Origin of the sequence: Bacillus sp. SH5-2, from assembly GCF_008368905.1 — a bacterium.
GTDB classification, from domain to species: domain Bacteria; phylum Bacillota; class Bacilli; order Bacillales; family Bacillaceae_G; genus Bacillus_A; species Bacillus_A luti.
This window is the reverse complement of record NZ_QOSD01000021.1, coordinates 39,139-62,540: the sequence shown is the minus strand read 5'-3', so window position 1 is coordinate 62,540 and position 23,402 is coordinate 39,139. Positions and strand designations below refer to the sequence as shown.

The 23,402-nt window shown below is 35.2% G+C and carries 20 protein-coding genes, 1 pseudogene and 1 riboswitch; of the genes and pseudogenes, 15 read left to right on the top strand and 6 right to left on the bottom strand.

Translation table 11 applies throughout. The features are described from left to right. Positions 1-63 precede the first annotated feature (63 nt). Positions 64-576, bottom strand: coding sequence for an acyl-CoA thioesterase (locus tag DN410_RS19085; protein WP_149177642.1), 513 nt, complete (start codon positions 574-576; stop codon positions 64-66). 312 nt (positions 577-888) lie between these two features. On the opposite strand from DN410_RS19085, the gene DN410_RS19080 reads away from it, so the two are divergent. Continuing rightward, positions 889-2,202 carry a glycosyltransferase family 39 protein gene (locus DN410_RS19080; protein WP_149177641.1) on the top strand — a complete coding sequence of 438 codons (1,314 nt, stop codon included), beginning with the start codon at positions 889-891 and terminating at the stop codon, positions 2,200-2,202. A 92-nt stretch (positions 2,203-2,294) separates the two neighbouring features. Here DN410_RS19080 and DN410_RS28800 read toward each other — a convergent pair whose 3' ends face one another. The 3 genes and pseudogenes from DN410_RS28800 to DN410_RS19070 all read right to left on the bottom strand — a co-directional run bounded on the left by DN410_RS28800 (position 2,295) and on the right by DN410_RS19070 (position 4,358). Next, a complete protein-coding gene (locus tag DN410_RS28800) occupies positions 2,295-3,101 on the bottom strand; it encodes a methyl-accepting chemotaxis protein (RefSeq protein WP_370456823.1) in 807 nt (268 codons plus the stop codon). Next, positions 3,099-3,476: pseudogene (locus DN410_RS28795) on the bottom strand (protoglobin family protein); the annotation flags it as partial. The pseudogene DN410_RS28795 and the gene DN410_RS28800, both read right to left, overlap by 3 nt. Positions 3,477-3,725: 249 nt before the next feature. Beyond that, the gene (locus tag DN410_RS19070) at positions 3,726-4,358 is read right to left on the bottom strand and encodes a trimeric intracellular cation channel family protein (protein ID WP_000924372.1); all 633 of its coding nucleotides are present in this window, start codon (positions 4,356-4,358) and stop codon (positions 3,726-3,728) included. A 271-nt stretch (positions 4,359-4,629) separates the two neighbouring features. Between DN410_RS19070 and DN410_RS19065 the strand changes: the two genes are divergently transcribed. The 8 genes from DN410_RS19065 to DN410_RS19025 all read left to right on the top strand — a co-directional run bounded on the left by DN410_RS19065 (position 4,630) and on the right by DN410_RS19025 (position 13,831). Further along, entirely contained in the window at positions 4,630-6,036 is a 1,407-nt protein-coding gene (locus DN410_RS19065; protein ID WP_149177639.1) for an O-antigen ligase family protein, read from the top strand. 76 nt (positions 6,037-6,112) lie between these two features. Next, the gene (locus DN410_RS19060) at positions 6,113-7,213 is read left to right on the top strand and encodes a glycosyltransferase family 4 protein (protein ID WP_149177638.1); all 1,101 of its coding nucleotides are present in this window, start codon (positions 6,113-6,115) and stop codon (positions 7,211-7,213) included. Positions 7,214-7,228: 15 nt separating this feature from the next. Continuing rightward, complete coding sequence (locus DN410_RS19055; RefSeq protein ID WP_149177637.1) at positions 7,229-7,969, top strand: WecB/TagA/CpsF family glycosyltransferase; 741 nt, start codon at positions 7,229-7,231, stop codon at positions 7,967-7,969. A gap of 154 nt (positions 7,970-8,123) precedes the next feature. Continuing rightward, positions 8,124-9,323, top strand: coding sequence for an MFS transporter (locus tag DN410_RS19045; RefSeq protein ID WP_149177636.1), 1,200 nt, complete (start codon positions 8,124-8,126; stop codon positions 9,321-9,323). 191 nt (positions 9,324-9,514) lie between these two features. After that, complete coding sequence (locus tag DN410_RS19040) at positions 9,515-10,231, top strand: LytR/AlgR family response regulator transcription factor (RefSeq protein ID WP_149177635.1); 717 nt, start codon at positions 9,515-9,517, stop codon at positions 10,229-10,231. A 122-nt stretch (positions 10,232-10,353) separates the two neighbouring features. Further along, positions 10,354-12,429: a carbon starvation protein CstA gene (gene cstA / locus DN410_RS19035; protein ID WP_149177634.1), complete on the top strand. Its 2,076-nt coding sequence runs from the start codon at positions 10,354-10,356 to the stop codon at positions 12,427-12,429. Continuing rightward, the gene (locus tag DN410_RS19030; protein WP_149177633.1) at positions 12,422-12,625 is read left to right on the top strand and encodes a YbdD/YjiX family protein; all 204 of its coding nucleotides are present in this window, start codon (positions 12,422-12,424) and stop codon (positions 12,623-12,625) included. The genes cstA and DN410_RS19030 overlap by 8 nt, the downstream gene beginning before the upstream one ends. A 150-nt stretch (positions 12,626-12,775) precedes the next feature. After that, on the top strand, positions 12,776-13,831 hold the full coding sequence (locus tag DN410_RS19025) for a GGDEF domain-containing protein (protein WP_149177632.1): 1,056 nt from the start codon (positions 12,776-12,778) through the stop codon (positions 13,829-13,831). A gap of 79 nt (positions 13,832-13,910) precedes the next feature. Here DN410_RS19025 and pdxK read toward each other — a convergent pair whose 3' ends face one another. Next, positions 13,911-14,735: a pyridoxine/pyridoxal/pyridoxamine kinase gene (gene pdxK, locus DN410_RS19020; protein WP_000174251.1), complete on the bottom strand. Its 825-nt coding sequence runs from the start codon at positions 14,733-14,735 to the stop codon at positions 13,911-13,913. A gap of 134 nt (positions 14,736-14,869) precedes the next feature. On the opposite strand from pdxK, the gene DN410_RS19015 reads away from it, so the two are divergent. The 3 genes from DN410_RS19015 (at position 14,870) to DN410_RS19005 (ending at position 17,929) form a co-directional block, all read left to right on the top strand. Further along, the gene (locus DN410_RS19015; RefSeq protein ID WP_149177631.1) at positions 14,870-16,441 is read left to right on the top strand and encodes a GAF domain-containing sensor histidine kinase; all 1,572 of its coding nucleotides are present in this window, start codon (positions 14,870-14,872) and stop codon (positions 16,439-16,441) included. A gap of 20 nt (positions 16,442-16,461) precedes the next feature. Further along, on the top strand, positions 16,462-17,109 hold the full coding sequence (locus DN410_RS19010) for a response regulator (RefSeq protein ID WP_149177630.1): 648 nt from the start codon (positions 16,462-16,464) through the stop codon (positions 17,107-17,109). A gap of 193 nt (positions 17,110-17,302) precedes the next feature. Then, on the top strand, positions 17,303-17,929 hold the full coding sequence (locus tag DN410_RS19005; protein ID WP_149177629.1) for an FMN-dependent NADH-azoreductase: 627 nt from the start codon (positions 17,303-17,305) through the stop codon (positions 17,927-17,929). A gap of 62 nt (positions 17,930-17,991) precedes the next feature. Here DN410_RS19005 and DN410_RS19000 read toward each other — a convergent pair whose 3' ends face one another. Next, complete coding sequence (locus DN410_RS19000; RefSeq protein ID WP_149177628.1) at positions 17,992-19,221, bottom strand: chloride channel protein; 1,230 nt, start codon at positions 19,219-19,221, stop codon at positions 17,992-17,994. Positions 19,222-19,545: 324 nt separating this feature from the next. Next, positions 19,546-19,650: riboswitch (SAM riboswitch) on the top strand. Positions 19,651-19,742: 92 nt separating this feature from the next. Here DN410_RS19000 and DN410_RS18995 point away from each other — a divergent pair. The 3 genes from DN410_RS18995 to DN410_RS18985 all read left to right on the top strand — a co-directional run bounded on the left by DN410_RS18995 (position 19,743) and on the right by DN410_RS18985 (position 23,363). Beyond that, positions 19,743-21,041, top strand: coding sequence for a bifunctional O-acetylhomoserine aminocarboxypropyltransferase/cysteine synthase (locus DN410_RS18995; protein WP_149177627.1), 1,299 nt, complete (start codon positions 19,743-19,745; stop codon positions 21,039-21,041). Beyond that, the gene (gene metA / locus DN410_RS18990; RefSeq protein ID WP_149177626.1) at positions 21,025-21,930 is read left to right on the top strand and encodes a homoserine O-acetyltransferase MetA; all 906 of its coding nucleotides are present in this window, start codon (positions 21,025-21,027) and stop codon (positions 21,928-21,930) included. Before DN410_RS18995 ends, metA begins: the two co-directional genes overlap by 17 nt. Before the next feature lie 137 nt (positions 21,931-22,067). Further along, on the top strand, positions 22,068-23,363 hold the full coding sequence (locus tag DN410_RS18985; protein ID WP_149177625.1) for a homoserine dehydrogenase: 1,296 nt from the start codon (positions 22,068-22,070) through the stop codon (positions 23,361-23,363). The last annotated feature ends 39 nt before the right edge of the window (positions 23,364-23,402 follow it).

The window sequence follows — 23,402 nt, the reverse complement described above, 5'->3', positions numbered from 1 at the left end:
ATTATGTACTTTATATAAAAAAACCTTCCTTTTTGCTTTGTAAAAAGGAAGGTAAATCAAATATTATATACCCCAAGGTTTACTCAGTGTTAACACTTCTGCCATTTCTTTGCTTTTTAAACGTCCTTTTTTTCTATTTTCTGCACGCTCGGAACCAGTTGTGTGTAGCCAATGTTCTTCTTCGGTTTCAGGAAGTACTTGTGGAACAGAGGAAGGCTTTCCATCTTTTAACGCAACGAATGTAATGAAACATGTTGCAGCTATTCTACGTTCACCCGCTAGCAAATTCTCTGCGATTACTTTTACGAAAACCTCCATGGAAGATTTTCCTGTGTAACATACGAATGCTTCATAGCAAACAGAATCTGCTTGATGAATGGGAGTTAAAAAATCAACGGAATCGATAGATGCTGTGACGCAATGTTTACGGCTATGTCTTGCAGCTGCAATTGAGGCGATGCTATCAATTTCTGCTAATAATTTCCCTCCGAAAAGCGTTTGATGGTTATTTAAATCATTAGGAAAAACACGTGTTGTTTTAATTGCTTTTGATTCTCGCATGAATTTCTTTTCCATATATTCAGCCCCTATTTTCTGTTTTCAATCAGAATGACATGTATTGTAAGTGGAGTACAAAATTATTAAAAATCGTTAGATATTTAATGAAGTAAAGAATTCCAGAAGAGGGTTAGTAAAACTTCTGTATTTGTATTCATGTAACTGAAAGAAAATTTATCCTATATAAAATGTAGTGTAAAAGAGGATTCGCTTACATTGCAAGTGAAAAAGTTATGACTCTGTATTTGTCATAGAAATTCCCTATCAGCCGTGTACCTATTCATGATAGAATCGTTTTGTTATGAATGGAAATAGAGGTGCAATGGATATATGAATCATATACAAACAAATTTTTCATCTTTCTTTAGTAAAATAGTGATTGGTGCGATGCTTGCATTTTTTGTTTATAGTTGTTGGTCAGCATTTGAAACAAGTAAGCAATTTTTTGGAGGGAATACAACAAGTGTAACAATTGTGTTGGTTATTTTTATTATTCTTATGCTGTTAGTGGCATCGATTTTACAGTATCGTTTTACAGATAAACAATTTCTTACTTTTCTTATAAGTATATCTATAGTTGTGAGACTTAGTATGGTTCTATTTGTAGATGTTCCGCTAATCGGTGATATGAAAGCTATGTTTGAGTCTGCCAAGCAGATTGCACTTGGCAATTATGTTGGGAATATAACTCAGTTACCTTTTATTATTTATGAATCAATTATTATTCGTATATTTGGTGATACGGTATTCGTATTACAGTTATGTAATATTTTGTTTTGCGTAGGGATTGTATTTTTCATTTATCGTATTGCTGCTATGATGTTTGGGGAAGAGTGTGGTCGTATTGCGTCTGTATTTTACGCTTTATATATTCCAAATATATTTACGAGCTCCTTATTAACGCCAGAATCACTTGCAATGTTTTTATTTTATTTTGCTTGTTACATACTCTTATATAGAGGATTAGATCACCCTTATATGTGGGTGCTCTCATCAATTTTATTTGCATTTAGCAATATGATTTTTCCGATGGGGTTGTTCTTCCCTATTTTTATCACCGTATATGTGTTGTTGATTGAACTCTTTCAATCGGCAACGAAACAAAAGGTGCTATTAAAGATGATAGGGATACTTATTTTGTTTTATAGCGTTCATTTTGGTGTGAGTTATGGGATTAATACAATGGGAATGTCACAATATACGATTTCGAACGAGACGTATGTTCAATCTGTCTTAATCGGAAAAACTCAAAGTGAGGAAAAGATACCAAAAAATCAAAGTGTAACAGAGTATATGGATCAAAAGTTAAAAGAGATTGAGGGAGAAAGATTTAAATCTCTAAAGCCAGTAATGAATCAGTTTTCAAACGAGGGAACAAATTCTATTCTGCTCAAATATGAAAAACTTATATATATAGCTGTAACGTTGTTTATGGCTATAGCCTTATTACACTTCCTTATTAAGAAACAGCAACACGAAGGATATATGTTGTTCGTATTGTTAATTAGTGGATACGTATTGTTAAGGTTATTCCAAATCGATGTGGCGTATTATAATATTATTATGCCGGCGTTGTTTATTTTACAAAGTTTTGGTGTTTATATGAGTTACGTTTACTGTCAAAAAATATTCTTCAGAAAATAAAAAGAATCCGCTTTGGATTCTTTTTTTGTTGATGAAAGGTGAGGATTAGTCGTCAGCGGAGATGAAGAATCGCCACTGACTTAAGTTTTACCTTAACGGTTTAGTTCCAGTTGTAAACTATCAGCTGTTAGGGCCATTTTTGAAGAATCATCTTGAATACCCTTCATTACTTGTGAAATAGTTTCTAACTCATTTTCAATTTTTTTATTCTGTTCTTTTGAGTTAGACATATCGTTTACGATCTCTTGGAAGTATTGATCTGTTGCATACATACTATCCGTTCCTTCAGACACGAGAGAGCTAATTTGCTTTACGGAAGAAGAAACACGAATAATCTGTTCATTTGTTTTTTCAACGAGTTTTGTAACGTTGAATATAGATTCTTTCGTTTGCTCGGATAACTTGCGAATTTCTCCAGCTACAACAGAAAAACCTTTACCAAACTCTCCAGCACGTGCAGATTCAATAGCAGCATTTAGTGCTAGTAAATTTGTTTGCTCTGCAATTGATTTAACGATATCTATAATTTCGTTAATTTTGTTAGAGATATCGAGAAGTTCATGCGTATCTGTAATGATGGTTTCCATATTTGTTTGAATGGATTCCATTCGTTTGTTTTGCTCATTTAATTGTGCTTTACCCTTATTCGCTTTTTCTTCCGATGTGATAGCTAATGATGTGCCTGTTTTAGCGATTTCTACAATCGTTTCCGATTTAGCGGTTAATTCTTGAATAGAAGAGCTCGTTTTTTCAGATACAAATGCTAGTTCTGTTGCGATATGTGTAATTGTCATAGCTGTTATTTCTTTTTCTTTTTCATGTTCTTTTTGTATTCTTTCATACTCTGCTTCATAAGCCGCAAGAACAAGTTCTTGTTCAAGAGTGAATAATTTATTTATTACATTTATAGAATAAGAAAAATCCTCGATTGTTGTAATTTTTGTTTGCAAAATCTTCATGATAGAGCGGAATAGTTCTTGATAAGCAGCAGTATACCACTTTCTATGTAAACCAATTTGCACGTGCCTTTTGGCAATTCTAACACGTTGTTCAATAAAATCTTCGTGCATATTTCCGCTGAATAATTCTGTTATATGTGTTTTTAAAGTTTGTTTTAGTTTTGGAATAGAGCTGTAACGTTCAATAACATTAATTAAATTAGGTTGTTTTGTAATATTGGCATAGAACTTGTCTGTAATCCAATCTATCTCTTCATAAATAAAGGGCTGTAGTACTTTTACAATTTGTAAATCTTCTTTTGAAATATGTAGCATATCCATTTGGATTTTTAATTCAGAATTAGCAGGAATGTTAAATATTATTTGTTTGTCCTTGCTTAATTCGATTATACTGGCGCTTGTTTTAGTAGTGTGTTTTTTAAAAACCCCAAGCATTGTTCTTCCCCCTGTTTGTAAAGCGTTTTCATTTCTGGTTCTTCTATAATTATATATTTTTATATACAATTACTCTATATTAGTGTGTAGAATAGTATATAAATTAAGAGAATTCTAAGTAGAATCCTCTTAATGGCTTTTATTAATCTTAGCATGTGTTTTAAAGAAAACTGGGAAATGTACATTATATATTACAGTGACGACACGAATAACGAATGTTACTAATAAACAAACATAGAAAGCTAATACGTGCGCCCCCATTGCATGTGTGATTAGGAAGCTAATTGCTCCTAAGATAGAAGCGATTGCATAAATCTCTTTTCGGAATACGTAAGGGATATCTTGAGCACAAATGTCACGCAAAATACCGCCTCCAATACCTGTAATGACTCCCATTGAAACTACTAAAAATGAGGCGTCAACGTGATGTGACATTGCCGCATTTGCACCAATAGCTGTAAATACACCTAAGCCAACAGCATCAGAAAGCATAATAACGACTTGAAGTTTATTAATGCGTTCAAAAAACATACAAGTAAATAATGCTGATAATACGCTTACGAAAAAGTAAATAGGTTTTACAAATGCGACAGGAGGCAGGTTACCGATCATAATATCACGAATAATACCGCCGCCGAGCGCAGTAGCTACAGCTAAACAAAGGACACCGAATAAATCTAAATCTTTTTTTAAACCAACTAATGTACCGGAAATAGCAGCGGCGATAATGCCAAGAAACGTAAATATGTCGATTAATAACATGGCTGTAATCCCTTCCTCCTAAAGATGTTCCAGAGAAAAAATATACACTAAAGTTATGTAAATAACAATGCATTTTCGTTACATGTAGAAAAAAAGAAAAAATGAGGAAAGAAAGCGCTTGGAAATACAAATTTGCTTTTTTTCTATAAGGTAAATGGAGAGAGAAATGTGAGACGTTTAATTGAAAAATATATGTTATAATAAATATTTGAGATAATAAAAAATATTAACTGTATAGATTGAAATTAGGTAATAGTTATGGAGGTTCTAAATGTTAAGCGAAAATGGTAAGAGTAATAAATTTGAAAATTTTCTACTAATCTTTATTTTGTTGCAACCAGTTTTAGATTTGCTTACAGCATTCTGTATAATGGTTCTAAAAATTGATACGACTATTGGAGTTATTTCACGCTTATTTGTTATGTTCCTAGGTGGAATATATATTTTAATTCAAACTAAGAAAAAAGGAAGTATAAAATATATATCGTATATAATCCTAGTTGGAATAGTTTTCGCTATTGGATTGGTAAATAATAAATTTACAAAGGATCCTATGGTACTTACAGAAGAAATCAAGTTTATAGCAAAAGCGTTATATCCATTTGTTATGCTTACTTGCTATGTATTTGTTTTTAAATCATTAAAAGAAAAAAGACATTCAAAAATGCGTGACTATATTACGTATGCATCATTAATTACGGGAATAGTAATGGTAGTTTCGATTGCAACAGGAACAGATTACAATAATTATGAGTGGTTAAAGTTAGGATCACGTGGCTGGTTTTATGCAGGTAATGAGTTAGGATCTATTTTAGCGATCATGTGTCCAATTGTTGTTTTATATTCAATTGAAAAAACGAAAAGTATGGGAAAAATATACTACTGGATTCCTTCCATTTTAGTTGTTTTTTCATTATTTGCAGTTGGTACGAAGGTTGGCGTAGGAGCAATCTATGCAACGATGGCTATTGCGGTTGTTATGTGCTTTATTCAAGCCTTTACACAAGGTAAAAAAGGAAAGAAAAATATATATTTATTAAACGGTTTTATTGCAATGACCGTTTTTGTAGGAATCATGGCGTATACACCTTTTTCACCATTTCTAAAAAATATGGGTATTCATGTTCAATTAATTGAAGACCAACAGACTGCGAAAAAGGAAGAGAAGAAAAAAGAGCCGGGAGCAGGAAAAGAGCATAAACCGCCTGTTACAGAGAAAGAAAAAGAGAAAGAAAAAGAAAAAGAGAAAGTTGCGGAGAAAAAAGAAGAAACGCAAGCTATCATTTTCAGTGGGCGTCAATTATTTGAGCAAATGTATAAAGACTTCTATAAAGAAGCCCCAACATCTCAAAAATTATTAGGTATGGGTTATGCTGGTAACTATAAAGCAGAGCCGAAATTAATTGAACGTGACTTCCACGATTGGTTCTATTCTTTCGGAATCATAGGGTTCATTTTACTCGTAGTTCCATTCTTATACTTTGGTATTAAATTTATCGTATGTGTATTTACTAAATTTAGACAAGTATTCACAGTGAAATATGCAATGGTGATTGCATCGATACTTCTCGGATTAGGTATCTCATTTATAGCTGGCCATATTTTAATGTCACCGGGAGTAAGTTTTTATTTAGTATTAATCATGGCATATTTAATAGTTGACTTGGAAATTGAATGATAGAAAAATAAAAGCTAGCATATGTTAGCTTTTATTTTGTTAGAGTAAATAAAAAGAAAAATGGGGGATGTAAGAAATGAAAGTGTTGCATATGAATGCTGGTGCAGAAGAAGGTGGGGGAAAAACACATATTATTTCACTTTTATCTCAATTTTCAAAGGAAGAAGTGGAATTAATGGTATTTGAAGAAGGTGCGATTGCTAGAGAGGCGAGGAACCTTGGTATTCAAGTACATGTTTTTACTCAATCATCTCGGTACGACCTATCAATTCTTTCAAAAATAAAGGCATTTATTAATGAAAACCAATTTGACATTGTGCATACACATGGCGCACGAGCAAATTTCTATCTCTCCCTCTTGAAAAAAGGTATAAAAGCGAAATGGATAATGACTGTCCACAGTGATCCAACTTTGGATTTTATGAAGAGGGGATTAAAGGGATGGGTATTTACGAAGTTAAATTTACGTTCTTTCAGGAAGGTAGATTTGTTCTTTGCAATTACGGAAAATTTTAAAGAAAATATAATGAAACTTGGTGTACCAGAAGAGAAAATTTGTACAGTTTATAACGGAATTGAGTATGATAACACTCCAGCAAAGCCTTATGATAAGAGTGAATTTGGCATCGGTGAGGGAGTATTTACGGCCATTCAAGTGGCGCGTCTTCATCCTGTTAAAGGCCATAACATTTTATTTGAAGCGTTACAAAAAACTAAAATTCCGAATATAAAGGTGCTTCTGCTTGGTGATGGACCTATAGAAGCAGAATTAAAAGAGATGGTGCAACAAAAAGGCTTAGAGGATAAGGTGATTTTTCTAGGTTTTCGTACAGATTCAAAAGAATTATATGCATCTGCACACATTAATTTGTTAACCTCTTATAGTGAAAGTTTCCCTCTTGTTTTATTAGAGGCGGCGAATCAACGCTTAACATCTATTGCAACAAATGTGGGTGACATGAGCAAGTTAATCGTCGATGATACGTATGGATGGATTGTACCAATTGGTGATGCAGATTCGTTAGCAAGTGCATTAGAAAATGCTTATGAAAAATGGTTGAATAATGAATTAGAAGTGATGGGAAATCGTTTATATAATCACGCATCTACTCATTTTTCACTAAAGAATTTGTATGAAGATACTCGTAATGCATATAAAAAACTTTTATTGAAATAGAGAGGATAGTTAATTATGGAAGTACAAAAGGTTGATATTCTAGGTGTCCCTTTCTCCACAATGACAATGGATGAAACAATCCAATATTTAAAGAAACAGCTAGAAATGGAGCAAGCTCATACTTTTCAAGTAGTAACGGCAAATCCTGAGATTGTTATGTGCGCAAAAAAAGATGAAAAGTTCCATAAAACGTTATTAAATACAGATTTAATTACACCTGATGGTATTGGAGTTGTAAAAGCAAGTGGTATGCTTGGTACACCTTTAAAAGAACGTGTAGCAGGTTTTGATTTAATGTGTAATTTATTTGCGAAGTTATCAGAAGAGAATAAACCAGTATCAGTTTTCTTATTAGGTGCAAAACCGCATGTTGTACAAGCTGCAGCAGAGCATTTAACGAAGACGTATTCAGCGGTATCTATTGTAGGTACACAAGATGGGTATTTTAAACAAGAAGAAGAAGAGAATATTGTTTCTCGCATTCAAGAGGCAAAACCAGACTTATTGCTTGTTGCACTTGGTTTCCCAAGACAAGAGAACTTCATCCAAACGAATAAGCATCGTTTAGAAACGAAAATGGCTGTTGGAGTAGGTGGAAGTTTAGACGTATGGGCTGGAGAGGTAACACGTGCTCCAAAATGGATTCAAGCTATTAACTTAGAATGGTTTTATAGATTATGTAGTAACCCAACACGTTGGCGTCGTCAGTTAGTATTAGCGGAATTTTTAAAAGAAGTAATGCGTTCAAAAAAGTAGCGGAATATCGCTACTTTTTTTATTTGTTCATTTTTCATAAATATTTTATTTTTTGGGAATGATGAAGGAGAATTTTTTACACGAAAGTATTTTACTTATACAATTCACACATGTAAAATGATGTGTAAAGACAGCTGTGTAAGGAGGACTTCTTGTGGGCAAGGTAAAAGAAATTTCGAAGCGAAAGCTGCTTGGTATAGCGGGGCTTGGATGGTTATTCGATGCAATGGATGTTGGAATGCTTTCATTTGTAATGGTAGCGCTGCAAAAAGATTGGGGATTAACGAGTCAGGAAATGGGCTGGATAGGTAGTATTAACTCAATTGGTATGGCAGTAGGAGCACTTATATTTGGAATACTATCAGATAAAATAGGACGGAAATCAGTCTTTATTATTACATTATTATTATTTTCTATCGGTAGTGGTTTAACTGCTTTAACGACGACACTCGCGATGTTCCTCGTATTACGATTTTTAATTGGTATGGGGCTTGGCGGAGAGTTGCCGGTTGCCTCTACACTAGTATCAGAGAGTGTTGAAGCACATGAACGAGGCAAAATTGTTGTGCTATTAGAAAGTTTTTGGGCAGGTGGCTGGCTCATTGCAGCCCTTATCTCGTATTTTGTTATTCCGAAATATGGTTGGGAAGTTGCGATGGTATTGAGTGCGGTTCCAGCGTTATACGCTTTATATTTAAGATGGAGTTTGCCGGATTCTCCAAGATTCCAAAAGGTTGAAAAAAGACCATCTGTTATTGAAAATATAAAGTCAGTTTGGTCGGGAGAATATCGTAAAGCTACAATTATGCTATGGATTTTATGGTTTTGTGTTGTCTTTTCCTATTATGGAATGTTCCTTTGGTTACCTAGTGTAATGGTATTAAAAGGATTTAGTTTAATAAAAAGTTTCCAATATGTACTTATTATGACATTAGCTCAACTTCCAGGTTATTTTACTGCCGCTTGGTTTATTGAACGTCTTGGTCGTAAATTTGTTTTAGTTACGTATTTAATCGGTACAGCGTGCAGTGCTTACTTGTTTGGCGTTGCAGAGTCATTAACAGTTTTAATCGTGGCAGGTATGTTATTATCCTTCTTTAATTTAGGTGCTTGGGGTGCGTTATACGCTTATACACCTGAACAGTATCCAACAGTTATTCGTGGTACAGGTGCAGGGATGGCAGCGGCATTCGGTCGTATTGGTGGTATTCTTGGGCCGCTACTAGTAGGATATTTAGTTGCTTCACAAGCTTCATTATCGTTAATATTTACGATTTTCTGCGGATCAATTTTAATTGGCGTTGTGGCTGTAATAGTACTTGGGCAAGAAACGAAGCAACGGGAATTAATATAAAGTGAAACTTTAATGAATGGGGGATCTCTCTCTATTCATTATTAGCCCGCAAGAACAGAGGAAACCGTGATGGTTTCCTTTTTTCTGTTTTTTTAGATAAATAATGGTATAGTAAGAAAAAGGGATTATTTCTTATAAAAGCGAATGTATACAACAGGACATACGGACAAAAGAATTAGGTGGTTGAAGAAATGAAAATTTTACTGATTATGGAAAATGTAGAAGAACGAAAAATTTTAGCTGAAAAATTTACTGAAAATATACGGAATGTAGAATGTTTTGAAGCGAATACAGGGACAGAATCATTATTTTTGATGAAAAAACATACACCAGATTTTGTTTTTTTAAATTCAAAATTACTAGATGGTACTGGTTTTGAATATGCGGGTTTATTACGGGAAGTAAATTGCTATACAAAATTTATTTTTGTAGGTGAAGATCTAGAAGAGTCCATTGCAGCTTTTCGTTTCCAAGCATTGTATTATTTACTACGACCATTTCGTGAAGATGATCTGCAATTTCTCTTATATAAAATGGGTAAAGAGCAAGGAGAGCAAGCGAAGAGTTGTTTGCGAAAATTACCGATAGAAGGTCAAGAGGGAATTCGTTATATTTTCCCGGAAAATATTGTATATGTAAGTAAAAATAAGGAGAATAAGACAGTCTCAATTTATACAACAAATAATCAGTATATTTCAACATATACACTTCAGGAGTTAGAAAATAAACTAAATGTATATGATTTTTTACGTGTGCACAAAAGCTATTTAATTAATATGTCATATGTACAAGAACTGAAGCCTTATTATAATGGCACATATAATTTGTATTTAGATAGATATGATGAGCAACCGATTCCAGTAAGCCGTAATTATGTAAAACGCCTTCGAAATAAAATTGAATTATAGCAGGTAATGAGAGCATTTTAACATGATAAACTAAAAATCCTTCATGATAAGGAGGATTCAATTTAAATTTTCAGAAAATTTAGTACAATTTCCACTAAGAAGTAGTATTGGGGGGATTGTATGTGAAGACATTGAAGTCGATCTTACTTTGGGGAGTTATTGCGGCAGTAGGAGCAGGTGCTTTTGGCGTAATAGCTTTATCACAAGGTGAAACTATTAATGCTGTATGGCTTTTAGTAGCAGCGGTATGTGTATATGCAGTTGCTTATCGGTTTTATAGTAGATTTATAGCGAGAAAAGTTTTTGGTCTAGATAATAATCGGCAAACGCCAGCCCATACATTAAATGATGGAAAAGACTATGTTCCAACAAATAAGTGGGTATTATTCGGGCATCACTTTGCAGCAATTGCTGGGGCGGGACCTTTAGTAGGACCGATTTTGGCGGCGCAAATGGGGTATTTGCCAGGAACAATTTGGATTATTGTTGGGGTAGTTGTCGCAGGAGCTGTACAAGATTTTGTCATTTTATTTGCTTCAATGAGACGTAATGGTAAATCATTAGGAGAAATGATCAAAGATGAGATTGGGCCTGTTACAGGGCTAATTGCAATGATAGGTATTTTAGGAATTATGATTATTTTATTAGCCGTATTAGCGTTAGTAGTAGTAAAAGCATTGATTGGAAGTCCTTGGGGAATGTTTACGATAGCGGCAACGATTCCTATCGCTATTTTAATGGGAGTTTACATGCGCTACATTAGGCCTGGACGAGTTGGGGAAGGGTCAGTAATTGGTATTATTCTACTCATTCTATCTCTTGTTGGAGGACAGTATGTAGCAGAAAACCCAACGCTTGCAAATATGTTCACATTTAGTGGTGAAACGATTGCTATTATGCTTATTGTATATGGGTTTATTGCATCAGCATTACCAGTTTGGATGCTTCTAGCACCTCGTGATTATTTAAGTACATTTTTAAAAGTAGGAACAATTGTTGGATTAGCCATCGGCATTTTAATTGTAGCGCCGGATTTACAAATGCCAGCGGTTTCGCAGTTTATTGATGGAACAGGTCCTGTTTTCTCAGGTAATTTATTCCCATTCTTGTTTATTACAATTGCCTGCGGTGCTGTATCTGGATTCCATGCTCTCGTTTCATCAGGTACAACGCCAAAAATGATTGAACAAGAGGGACATGCACAGCCAATCGGTTATGGAGCAATGTTAATGGAATCGTTTGTAGCAGCGATGGCTATGATTGCTGCTTGTGTATTAACACCAGGCACTTATTTTGCGATTAATAGTCCGGCAGCACTTATCGGTACGGATGTATCGCAAGCAGCTCAAGTTATTTCCTCATGGGGATTTGCTATTACACCAAATGAATTAAAAGATCTTGCTGTAAACGTTGGAGAGCAAACCATTTTATCACGTACAGGTGGTGCACCAACGTTAGCGATAGGTATGGCATATATTTTCTCACAAGTAATGGGTGGAACGGCAATGATGGCATTTTGGTATCATTTTGCTATTCTATTTGAAGCACTATTTATTTTAACAACGATTGATGCAGGAACACGTGTAGGGCGATTTATGATCCAGGATATTTTAGGACATGTATATAAGCCATTTGCGAAAACGGATTCTACATTAGCGAATGTAATAGCTACAACGTTATGTGTATTAGGATGGGGCTACTTCTTGTATCAAGGGGTAGTAGATCCTCTCGGTGGGATTAATACATTATGGCCACTTTTCGGTATTGCAAATCAAATGTTAGCAGGCATTGCATTGTTACTTGGAACGACAATTTTATTCAAAATGGGAAAAAAGGCATATGTTTGGGTGACGTTAATTCCAACTGTCGGATTGCTGATTGTAACGATGACGGCTGGTTATCAAAAGTTATTTCATGAAAATCCTAAAATAGGATTTCTATCTCACGCGAAAGTGTTTCAGGGTGCATTAGACGAGGGGAAAGTATTAGCCCCAGCTAAAAATGTCGCTCAAATGAAACAAATTATTTTTAATGATTATGTTGATGCAGCACTATGCGGGATTTTTATGATAGTTGTAATTGCTGTATTAATTTCGGCAATTCGAATTTGGATTCAAGTATTAAGAAATAAGCCGATGCCGTTAAAAGAGGCACCATATATTCCTAGAGATGAAAGTGAGTCGAGGAACTATGCTTAAAAGACTACGGCAAGTATGGGGGAAAAGGAAACAATTTATTAGTTTACTTGTTGGGGTGCCAAGCTATGAAACGTATGTCGCCCATATGAAAAAGCATCATCCGGAAGAAGAGATTGTGGGTCAAAAGCAATTTTTTGCTGAGGCACAAGAAGCTAGATTTAACGCAAAGGGTGGAAAGATATCACGCTGTTGTTAATAAAAAAGGGCGAATTTTTCGTCCTTTTTTATTTTTATGCTGTTCCACGTGAAACAGCATAAAAATAAATAAAAAGCTTTGGGAATTATAGACATTTCGTATACAATAAAATAAGGAAAGGGATAGACGGAAAAGTAGGGAGATTATTTTATGTTAAGAGATCTATTTGTAAACACAACAATTATTCTTTCCTTTATTTTTGTTGGAGGCCAGCTTTTAAGAGACAAGCCGTTAAAAGAAGGATTCTCTTTTTGGCAGAAATGTATAGTAGGTATTTTTACCGGAATATTAAGTGTACTGTTGATGCATTTTGGTGTACATATTGAAGATATTATGTTGGATCTACGTTATCTAGCTGTTATTTTGGCAATTATAATTGGAGGTCCAGTAGCTAGTAGTATAACAGTTGCGATTATTTTAATTACTCGATTATATTTTACTGAGTACTCTTTAGCTTCCGAATTGGCTTGCTATACGATCGTATTGATAGGGATTGGAATTATCTTTATTTGGCGGATGAAAGTTTCAATATTTATAAAGTGGATATGGTTTAATGTGTATAGTTTGTCTATTTTAGTAGTGCCAATATCTATTTTGTTTAATAATATATCTGTAGTAGCGTTATATTTAATTTGTAGTAGTGTTACAGCATATATCACATTTATAAGCGCGAATTACGTATTGCAATCCAATGAGTTATTCCAAACGATGAAGCAATATGCAACGATAGATGCTTTGACAGGCCTTGGAAACGTAAGGCATTTTGATTTAGAAATGAATCGTCATGTTGGTAACAAGCACATGAAAAATGATTCACTTTGTTTATTACTTATGGATATTGATCATTTTAAGTATGTAAATGATACGTATGGGCATCCTGCAGGGGATGAAGTATTAAAACAAATAGCGTGTATTTTACGAGAAATTTCAACGTTTCCGGATTTGGTTTTTCGAAAGGGCGGAGAGGAATTTGCACTTTTGATACCAAAGAAAGGATTAGCTTATGGAATTCATATGGGCGAACAAATTCGTACAGCTGTTGAGAAACATTCATTTCAATTGTTAGATGGAACAAAAATAAAAATTACAGTTTCGGTAGGAGTTTCAGAGTATGAAGAGTCATCAGAGCAATTTATTCAAGCGGCTGATGATGCATTATATTACTCAAAAAGAAATGGTAGAAATAAGGTCAGCTCTGCATCTTAAAGATAAGATGACCAGAAGAGCTTATAAAAAACACCCACAGAGGCAATATATGAACTCTGTGGGTGTTTTTATTTATATATTAGACAAGTTCTTTTGATGCAACAAATTTACGGTATGCACCGTGATGAGTTGGGCCTACATATTCGTTAATTTTGAATGAATAACGAATAGCCGCTGTGATAAATTCTTTAGCAGTTTTTACTGCTTCTTTCACAGGTTTTCCTTTTGCAAGTTCTGCTGTAATTGCAGCAGAATATGTACAACCTGCGCCGTGTGTATTTGTCGTATCAATCTTTTCTGATTCTAGAAGATCAAATGTTTCTCCATCGTATAGGACGTCGATTGCAGTTTCTGTACCAAGCTTGCTACCGCCTTTAATTAGGACGTATTTCGCACCTAAAGCGTGGATTTTTTTCGCTGCTTCTTTCATGTCCTCAAGAGAATTAATTTTCACGCCACTTAATTGGTAAGCTTCAAATAAGTTTGGTGTAACAACTAATGCTTTTGGAACAAGAACGTCACGTAAGCAATCATTTGTTTCAGGATGCAATGCTTCATCTGCACCTTTACATACCATAACAGGATCAACTACTACATTTTTAAAATTATGCTTTTCGATTGTTTCTGCAACCATCTCAATAATTTCTACTGATCCAAGCATACCTGTTTTTAAAGCATCTACGCCAACACCTTCAATTGTTGTTTCTAATTGTGGCTTTAATGTAGAAGCCGGGATTGGGAATACGTTATGTGCCCAACCGTTATGTGGATCCATCGTTACGATTGTCGTAAGAGATGTCATTCCGTATACGCCAAGTTCTTGGAATGTTTTTAAATCTGCTTGTATACCAGCACCGCCACTTGTGTCAGAACCAGCGATAGTAAGTGCCTTATTTAATGTCATTATGAAAGCCCCCTCAAGTGATATAATGAAAACTATGTTTTCACCATTATATCAATGTTACGAATAAGTACAAAGTGAAAAGTAGATGATTTACTTTAGGGGCAATTTAAAATCTTGTATGTAGGAGATTAGGTATGTTTCGAGATAATCGTACAAATGAATTAGTTATATTAAAAGAAATAGCAGAGACGCTAAATACATCAAATGATACATATCATGTACTGCAAGCAGTACTAGAAAAATTGTTAAGTGTAACAGGTTTAACGACAGGATGGATTTTTCTTGCCGATGAAAATGGGAAATATACGAAGTTAATCGATTACCAGTTACCAGAGGCACTTACATACGAAAATAAGCGCCCGATGTGTGAAGGTGAGTGTTGGTGTTTACGTGGTTTTGTAGATGGAAAGTTAGAGAGAGCCGTTAATATTATTGAATGTAAAAGAATTAATAACGCAATTGAATATAATTGGGGAGATACAGAGGGGATTCTTCATCATGCTACGGTTCCTTTAAAAGCTGGAGGAGAAAAATTTGGTTTGTTGAATGTGGCAAGCCCAGGTAAAACACATTTTTCAGAAGAAGAATTAGTATTGCTCCAATCAGTTGCCTTACAAATTGGAACGGCTTTAAAACGAGCAAAATTATATGAAAACGAAAAGCGAAGAGCACATTATTATGTGAAATTAGAACGTTTTATTCAAGCCCTAAGAACGATTCATCGATTTAGTATATTGCCTGAAAAAGTTGTGAGTCAATTAGGTGAAGTGTTTCAGTGGAACGAAGTAACATTCTTTATTAGAGAAGAGAAAGAATTATCATTGCGGGCATCTTATCGCCAAGAAGAATTGAAAGAGGATGTAAAAGAAGCCGCGAAAGAAGCGTTAGAAAAAGGTGAATCTATTTTATTAAAACGTCAAATCAGTCATACCGCTCCCTCTAATAGAACGGTTATCGCCACACCAATACAGATTCAAAGTCACATATTTGGGGTTGTATGTGTTAGTTCCAATAATGGTGAATTTGATGTGAATACGATAGATGTGCTTCAAGCCATAACAAATCATATTTCTTTCGTGATAGAGAATTTAAGGCTAAATGAGCAGCGACGCGAACTCGTACGGATGGAAGAAAGGAATCGTTTAGCAAGGGATTTACATGACTCTGTCTCACAAAAGCTATTTTCGTTAACCTTTATGACAAAGGGTGCTGAGGCAGTTTTAAAAGGTCAAAATGAGAAAGTAGATCACTCTTTGCACGAGATGCGTGAATTAGCGCAAGGTGCTTTAAAGGAAATGAGGACGTTAATCTGGCAGCTCCGTCCAGCAGGATTAGAGAAAGGTTTATTACCAGCTTTAAAGCAGTACGGTGAAAGCTTTGGATTGAAAGTTAGGGAACAAGTTACAGGTGTTCGTGATTTACCACGTGTAGTAGAAGAAGCATTATGGCGTATTGGACAAGAAGCGTTAAACAATGTGAGTAAGCATGCAGGTGTAAAAGAAGCGACGATTTATTTTAAAGTGACTGAGAAAAATGTATCATTAGAAATAGTAGATCAAGGTAATGGATTTATAGAAAAGGATATAAAAGAGAAGAAATCACTTGGCATGACAACGATGCGTGAAAGAGTAGCGCTGATTGGCGGAACAATTAAAATTGTAAGTAAAAACAAACGAACAAGTATACAAGTAAATGTACCATTATAATGTGAAAATGAGGGAAGTTTGTGAAAATAAAAGTATTGTTAGTTGATGATCATACAGTCGTTTTAAAAGGATTAGCATTTTTCTTAAGTACACAGGAAGATTTAGAGTTAGTTGGGGAAGCGAATAACGGGAAAGAGGCTTTGGTGAAAGTAGGAGAAGCAAATCCTGACGTTGTATTAATGGATTTATATATGCCTGAAATGGATGGCGTTGAGGCGACAGCTCGCATAAAAAAAGAATATCCAGATGTGAAAGTAATTGTATTAACGAGTTTTTCTGATCAAGCACATGTGTTACCAGCATTAAAAGCGGGAGCAAGTGGGTATATTTTAAAGGATGTAGAACCGGATCAACTTGTTGAGGCGATCCGTAGTGCGTATAAAGGGAATATACAGCTACATCCGGATATAGCAAATGCGCTTCTTTCTCAAGCGTTACCGGAGAAGGAGAAAGAAGAGGAACACTTCATTCATGTAGATGTATTAACAGCGAGAGAAAATGAAGTGTTACAACTATTAGCAAAAGGGATGAGTAATAAAGAAGTTGCTTCGGTTTTAGTCATTACAGAAAAAACGGTTAAAGCGCATGTGAGTAGTATTTTAAGCAAATTAAACTTATCTGATCGTACGCAAGCAGCGTTATATGCAGTGAGAAATGGAATTGTATAAGACGAAAGTCGTAAGACCAAGTTCGCCTTTAGAAGGTGGACTTTTTTTATGGAAAAATACGTCTATGTGAGGACGAAATTGTCTTGATATGAAGATAAAATATGTTTGTAAGCAACAAAACAACAATTACAAGGGATACCTTTTTTGAAAGCATATATGACAACATAAGAGTGAGTTTTAGGAGGAAAATATAATGACAACAGTTTTATTCGTAAAAGCAAACAACCGCCCAGCAGAACAAGCAGTTAGTGTGAAATTATACGAGGCATTTTTAGCAAACTATAAAGAAGCACATCCAAATGATACAGTGGTAGAACTTGATTTATATAAAGAAGAATTACCATATGTAGGCGTGGACATGATTAATGGTACATTCAAAGCAGGTAAAGGATTTGATTTAACAGAAGAGGAAGCAAAAGCAGTAGCAGTAGCTGATAAGTATTTAAATCAATTCTTAGAAGCTGATAAAGTTGTTTTCGGTTTCCCATTATGGAACTTAACAATTCCAGCAGTATTACACACATATATTGATTATTTAAACCGTGCTGGTAAAACATTCAAATATACACCAGAAGGTCCAGTTGGTCTAATCGGAGATAAGAAAATAGCATTATTAAACGCACGCGGCGGCGTATATTCTGAAGGTCCAGCAGCTGACGTAGAAATGGCTGTTAAATATGTAGCGAGCATGATGGGCTTCTTTGGTGCGACAAACATGGAAACAATCGTTATTGAAGGACATAATCAATTCCCAGACAAAGCAGAAGAAATTATTGCAGCAGGTCTTGAAGAAGCAGCTAAAGTAGCAAGCAAATTTTAATTAAAATTATAATCGTCACTCAAAGAAACAGCATTAACGTTTATGTTAATGCTGTTTTTTTATTAATTTGTAGTTTCGTTATGCTTAGGAAGTGGAAATGCATTACCAATAGCTGCTGCACCGAGCATTGGTAATAGTAAATTAAGCGGGAAAAACATAAGTAATAGTAATGTTATAGCTATTGGTTTTCTTAGTGCATAGCTCGAAATCGCTGTCGTTACAATGGCTACAGACGCGATTGGATCTATAGGAAGAATGGAAGCTATCGCGTATCCGATACTTGATCCAGAAAATATAATTGGAAAAATATGTCCGCCGCGCCAACCTGTATTTAAACAAACGGCAGTAATGCATAATTTTAAAACTCCTGAAAGAAGTAATACCCAAAAAGATAAGTGACTCCATTCAACAACTAATTCTTTTAGTTGATGTTCCCCTGAAAATAATGTGTATGGAAGAAAAGTCCCCGCAATTCCTAATAAAATCCCACCTATAATTCCAAGTGTTAGTTTGTATTCACGGAAAGGATGGATGATTTTCTCTAATGTAAATTCTACTTTGAAATATAAGAAACCAATGATAGCACCGACGCAAGCAAGTGGAAGAAAGGCGATCCATTCATTGATTGAAAGAGATCCTTCTCCAAAATCAACAATAAAGGATCCACGATTATCGAGTTTACTAAGCAATAAATAAACGGAAAATCCAGCAAAAGTAGTAGTTACATATACAATTGCTTTTTTTCCTTTAGAAAACCCGGCATTTTGTTCTCCCTCATTTTCAGTCGGAGCTAAATAACCGAATAATGGAGCGTTAAAAATGACACTTAAAGTAGCTCCAATTCCAACTTCTGTTAGTTCGCTCATTCCCTTTAAAGCGAATTTAAAGCGATCCCCTACCCATGTACAAAGTCCGCCGATAATCCCGACAAGTGCAGCCTCTGGACCTAGGCTAGCTCCAAATATTAAAACAATAAGCGCAGTTAAGGTAGCCTGATGTACAAAACGGTATTCAATTCTACCAGTTTTTTTATATTCACCCATTACTTCTGGCATAAGACGTGGATATGTACCGAAGTATTTTTGTGATAAACCAACAAGAATACCGCCGATTATTGTTACACAAAGAGTGTAATAAGGGGGAGAAGAGAAAACGTTAGGTAAGTATCCCCAAATAAAGTGGATTCCGATATTTATCGTAACTAAAAATAACCAAACTGTAGCCCCTACTATAGAGCCTAAGAGAATGCCATATAGAGCGAGTATATAGTGCATGTCCTTTTTATCTGTCATGTTATACCTCCGTTATGTAAGTTGTAATAGAGAAAGGGTTACACATGCTAGTGTGAAATGAATGGAATATAATATAGTATCTTTGTGTGAGGTGGGCTTATTCAACATATATATTGGGATTTCATTAGGGTTTGAGGCTTATAAATTAAACCACTTATTTAATTCTATATATTGATTAGGATTTTTTAAAGGTCTTTTTTGAATAAATATGGAATATACTTCTTTTGTTGCTTTATATGGAACTGCTGACATTTATTTTAGAACATTCAGAAAAACAGATTGACATTAGGAAATTATTGCTATAAAATCAACGGTAATTGCATAGTCTTATCAAGAAAAGGTGGAGGGACAGGCCCGATGAAACCTTGGCAACAGCCGTATAACGGAATTGTGCCAAATCCTGCAGGTAATAATCCTGAGAGATAAGAAAGAGTCTTTAGAGCGTGTTTTCAAACTGCTCCTTTCTTGTTTTCAGGAAGGGAGCAGTTTTTTATTTTGTATAAAAGAAAGGAGAATGAGAGATGGGAGAATCATGGGGAAAGGGAACAATTTGTGTGCAAGGTGGCTATACGCCAAAAAATGGTGAGCCACGCGTTTTGCCGCTTTATCAAAGTACAACGTATAAATACGATACGTCGGATGATTTAGCGGCATTATTTAACTTAGAGGCAGAAGGCTATATTTATACACGTATTGGGAATCCCACACTGGCTGCATTTGAACAAAAGTTATCAGATTTAGAAGGTGGTGTAGGGGCTGTTGCGACAGCTTCTGGGCAAGCTGCTATTATGCTTGCAGTGTTAAATATTTGTAGTAGCGGGGATCATCTACTTTGTTCTTCGACAGTCTACGGAGGGACATTTAATTTATTTGGAGTAAGTTTACGTAAGCTTGGCATTGATGTTACGTTCTTTAATCCGAATTTAACAGCAGATGAAATTGTGGCACTTGGTAACGATAAGACGAAACTTATCTACGCAGAATCATTAGGAAATCCAGCTATGAACGTTTTGAATTTCAAAGAATTTTCAGATGCAGCAAAAGAACTAGAGGTACCTTTTATCGTTGATAATACATTAGCGACTCCTTATTTGTGCCAAGCGTTCGAGCATGGAGCAAACATCATTGTTCATTCTACGACGAAGTATATTGATGGCCATGCAAGTTCTTTAGGCGGTATTGTCATTGATGGAGGGAACTTTGATTGGACAAATGGAAAATATCCTGAACTTGTTGAACCAGATCCAAGTTATCACGGCGTAAGTTATGTTCAAAATTTTGGTGCGGCAGCTTATATTGTGAAAGCACGCGTACAGTTATTAAGAGATTACGGAAATTGTATGAGCCCATTCAATGCATATATTAGCAATATTGGCTTAGAAACACTGCACTTACGCATGGAGCGCCATAGTGAAAATGCTCTAGCAGTTGCTAAGTGGCTTGCTAATCATGAACGTATTGAATGGGTGAATTATCCGGGACTAGATAGTAATGAAAACTATTCATTAGCACAAAAATATTTGAAAAAAGGTGCTAGTGGTGTTTTAACTTTCGGTATTAAAGGTGGATTAGACGCGGCAAAAGAATTTATCGCGAATGTGAAACTAGCAACTCTCGTAACGCATGTAGCTGATGCCCGAACTTGCGTTATACATCCTGCTAGTACGACGCATAGACAATTAAGTGCGGAAGATCAGCGTTTGGCCGGTGTCACATCGGATTTAATTCGTTTATCGGTTGGTATAGAAGATGTTTCTGATATTATTGCAGATTTAGAAACAGCGCTAATCGGGGGCAAACAACATGCCGATCATAATTGATAAAGATTTACCAGCTCGCAAAGTATTGCAGAAGGAAAATATTTTTGTAATGACGAAGGAGCGAGCAGAAACACAAGATATCCGTGCTTTGAAAATTGCTATATTAAATTTAATGCCTACAAAGCAAGAAACAGAAGCGCAATTACTTCGTTTAATTGGCAACACACCGTTGCAATTAGATGTTCACTTACTTCATATGGAATCACATTTGTCCCGTAATGTAGCACAGGAACATTTAACAAGTTTCTATAAAACATTCCGTGATATTGAGAATGAGAAATTTGATGGACTTATTATTACAGGAGCACCAGTTGAAACCCTTTCTTTTGAAGAGGTAGATTATTGGGAAGAGCTTACACGTATTATGGAGTATTCAAAAAAGAATGTAACATCTACGCTTCATATTTGCTGGGGGGCACAGGCTGGTTTGTATCATCATTATGGCGTTCCAAAGTATCCTCTGAAGGAAAAAATGTTCGGTGTATTTGAACATGAAGTCTGTGAGCAACATGTGAAATTGTTACAAGGGTTTGATGAATTGTTTTTTGCCCCGCATTCTCGTCATACAGAGGTACGAGAGAGTGATATTAGAGAGGTGGCAGAATTAACATTATTAGCAAACTCTGAGGAAGCCGGTGTTCACCTTGTTATTGGGCAAGAAGGAAGACAAGTGTTTGTGCTCGGGCATAGTGAATATAGCTGTGATACGTTAAAGCAAGAATACGAACGGGACCGCCAAAAAGGGTTAAATATTGATGTGCCAAAAAATTATTTCAAACATAATAATCCAAATGAGAAACCGCTTGTTAGATGGAGAAGCCATGGAAATCTATTATTCTCTAATTGGTTGAATTATTACGTGTATCAAGAAACCCCTTATATATTGTAAAGATTGTGTAACACGTGGCACCGTTTTCTTTGTAAAGATTAACTTATATTTTTCCGAATGTTCAAAATACATTGTTTTTCAGATTTTTAACTCATATAATTTCAACTAAACACAATTTTTGAGGGGTGGACAGTACTATGAAAGAAATTCAAGTGGGTTTATTAGGTCTTGGGACAGTTGGTAGTGGTGTAGTTCGTATTATTACAGATCATCAAGAGCGACTTATACATCAAGTAGGTTGTCCTGTAAAAGTAACGAAAGTGTTGGTACAAAACATTGAGAAAGAGAGGGGTGTTGAGGTACCTTCTACTTTATTAACACAAGATGCAAATGAAATTTTAGATAATCCAAATATTGATGTAGTTATTGAAGTAATGGGTGGCATTGATGATGCAAAATCATATATTTTACAAGCTTTAAGAAGTGGGAAACATGTTGTAACTGCAAATAAAGATTTAATGGCATTACATGGGGCTGAATTATTAGCAACAGCAAAAGCGAATAAGACTGATCTGTTTTATGAAGCTAGTGTAGCCGGAGGGATTCCGATTTTACGAAGTATTGTAGAGGGACTTTCTTCAGATCTTATTACGAAAGTAATGGGAATTGTAAATGGAACAACAAATTTTATTTTGACGAAAATGTCAGACGAAGGGAGAGCATATAACGACGTGTTAAAAGAAGCCCAACAACTTGGATTTGCAGAAGCAGATCCAACATCAGACGTAGAAGGTTTAGATGCTGCAAGAAAAATGACGATTTTAGCTACTCTCGGTTTCTCTACAAATGTAGAGCTTGGAGACGTGAAGGTAAAAGGGATTACTTCTATTACAGAAGAAGACATTGAATATAGTAAGAGTTTAGGGTATACGATTAAATTAATCGGTCTTGCAAAGCGAGATGGTGAAAAACTAGAGGTTACAGTTGAACCAACGTTACTGCCAAATACACATCCTCTTGCGGCAGTACAAAACGAATATAACGCTGTGTATGTGTATGGTGAAGCAGTTGGGGAAACGATGTTTTATGGCCCAGGTGCAGGAAGCTTACCAACAGCAACAGCTGTTGTTTCAGATTTAGTAGCTGTAATGCAAAATATTAGATTGGGTGTAAATGGAAATAGTGCGGTATCGCCGCAGTATAAAAAGGTATTAAAAGAGCCAGATGAAATTGTTGTGAAGAAATTTTTAAGACTTCATGTAAAAGACGAAATTGGTGTATTTGCAAAAATTACATCATTGTTCTCTGAGCGCGGTATTAGCTTTGAGAAAATTATTCAAATGCCGCTTGAAGAGAAAGGAAAAGCAGAAATTGTAATTGTAACGCATCGAGCTTCTCTTGCGGATTATGATTATATTCTACATACATTGCAAGGGTATGAAGAAATAGATTGTGTGAAGGCAAATTATCGAATTGAAGGGGATGCTAAGTAGTATCTCTTATTATAAAGTGAAACTTTAATTAGCGGGGTG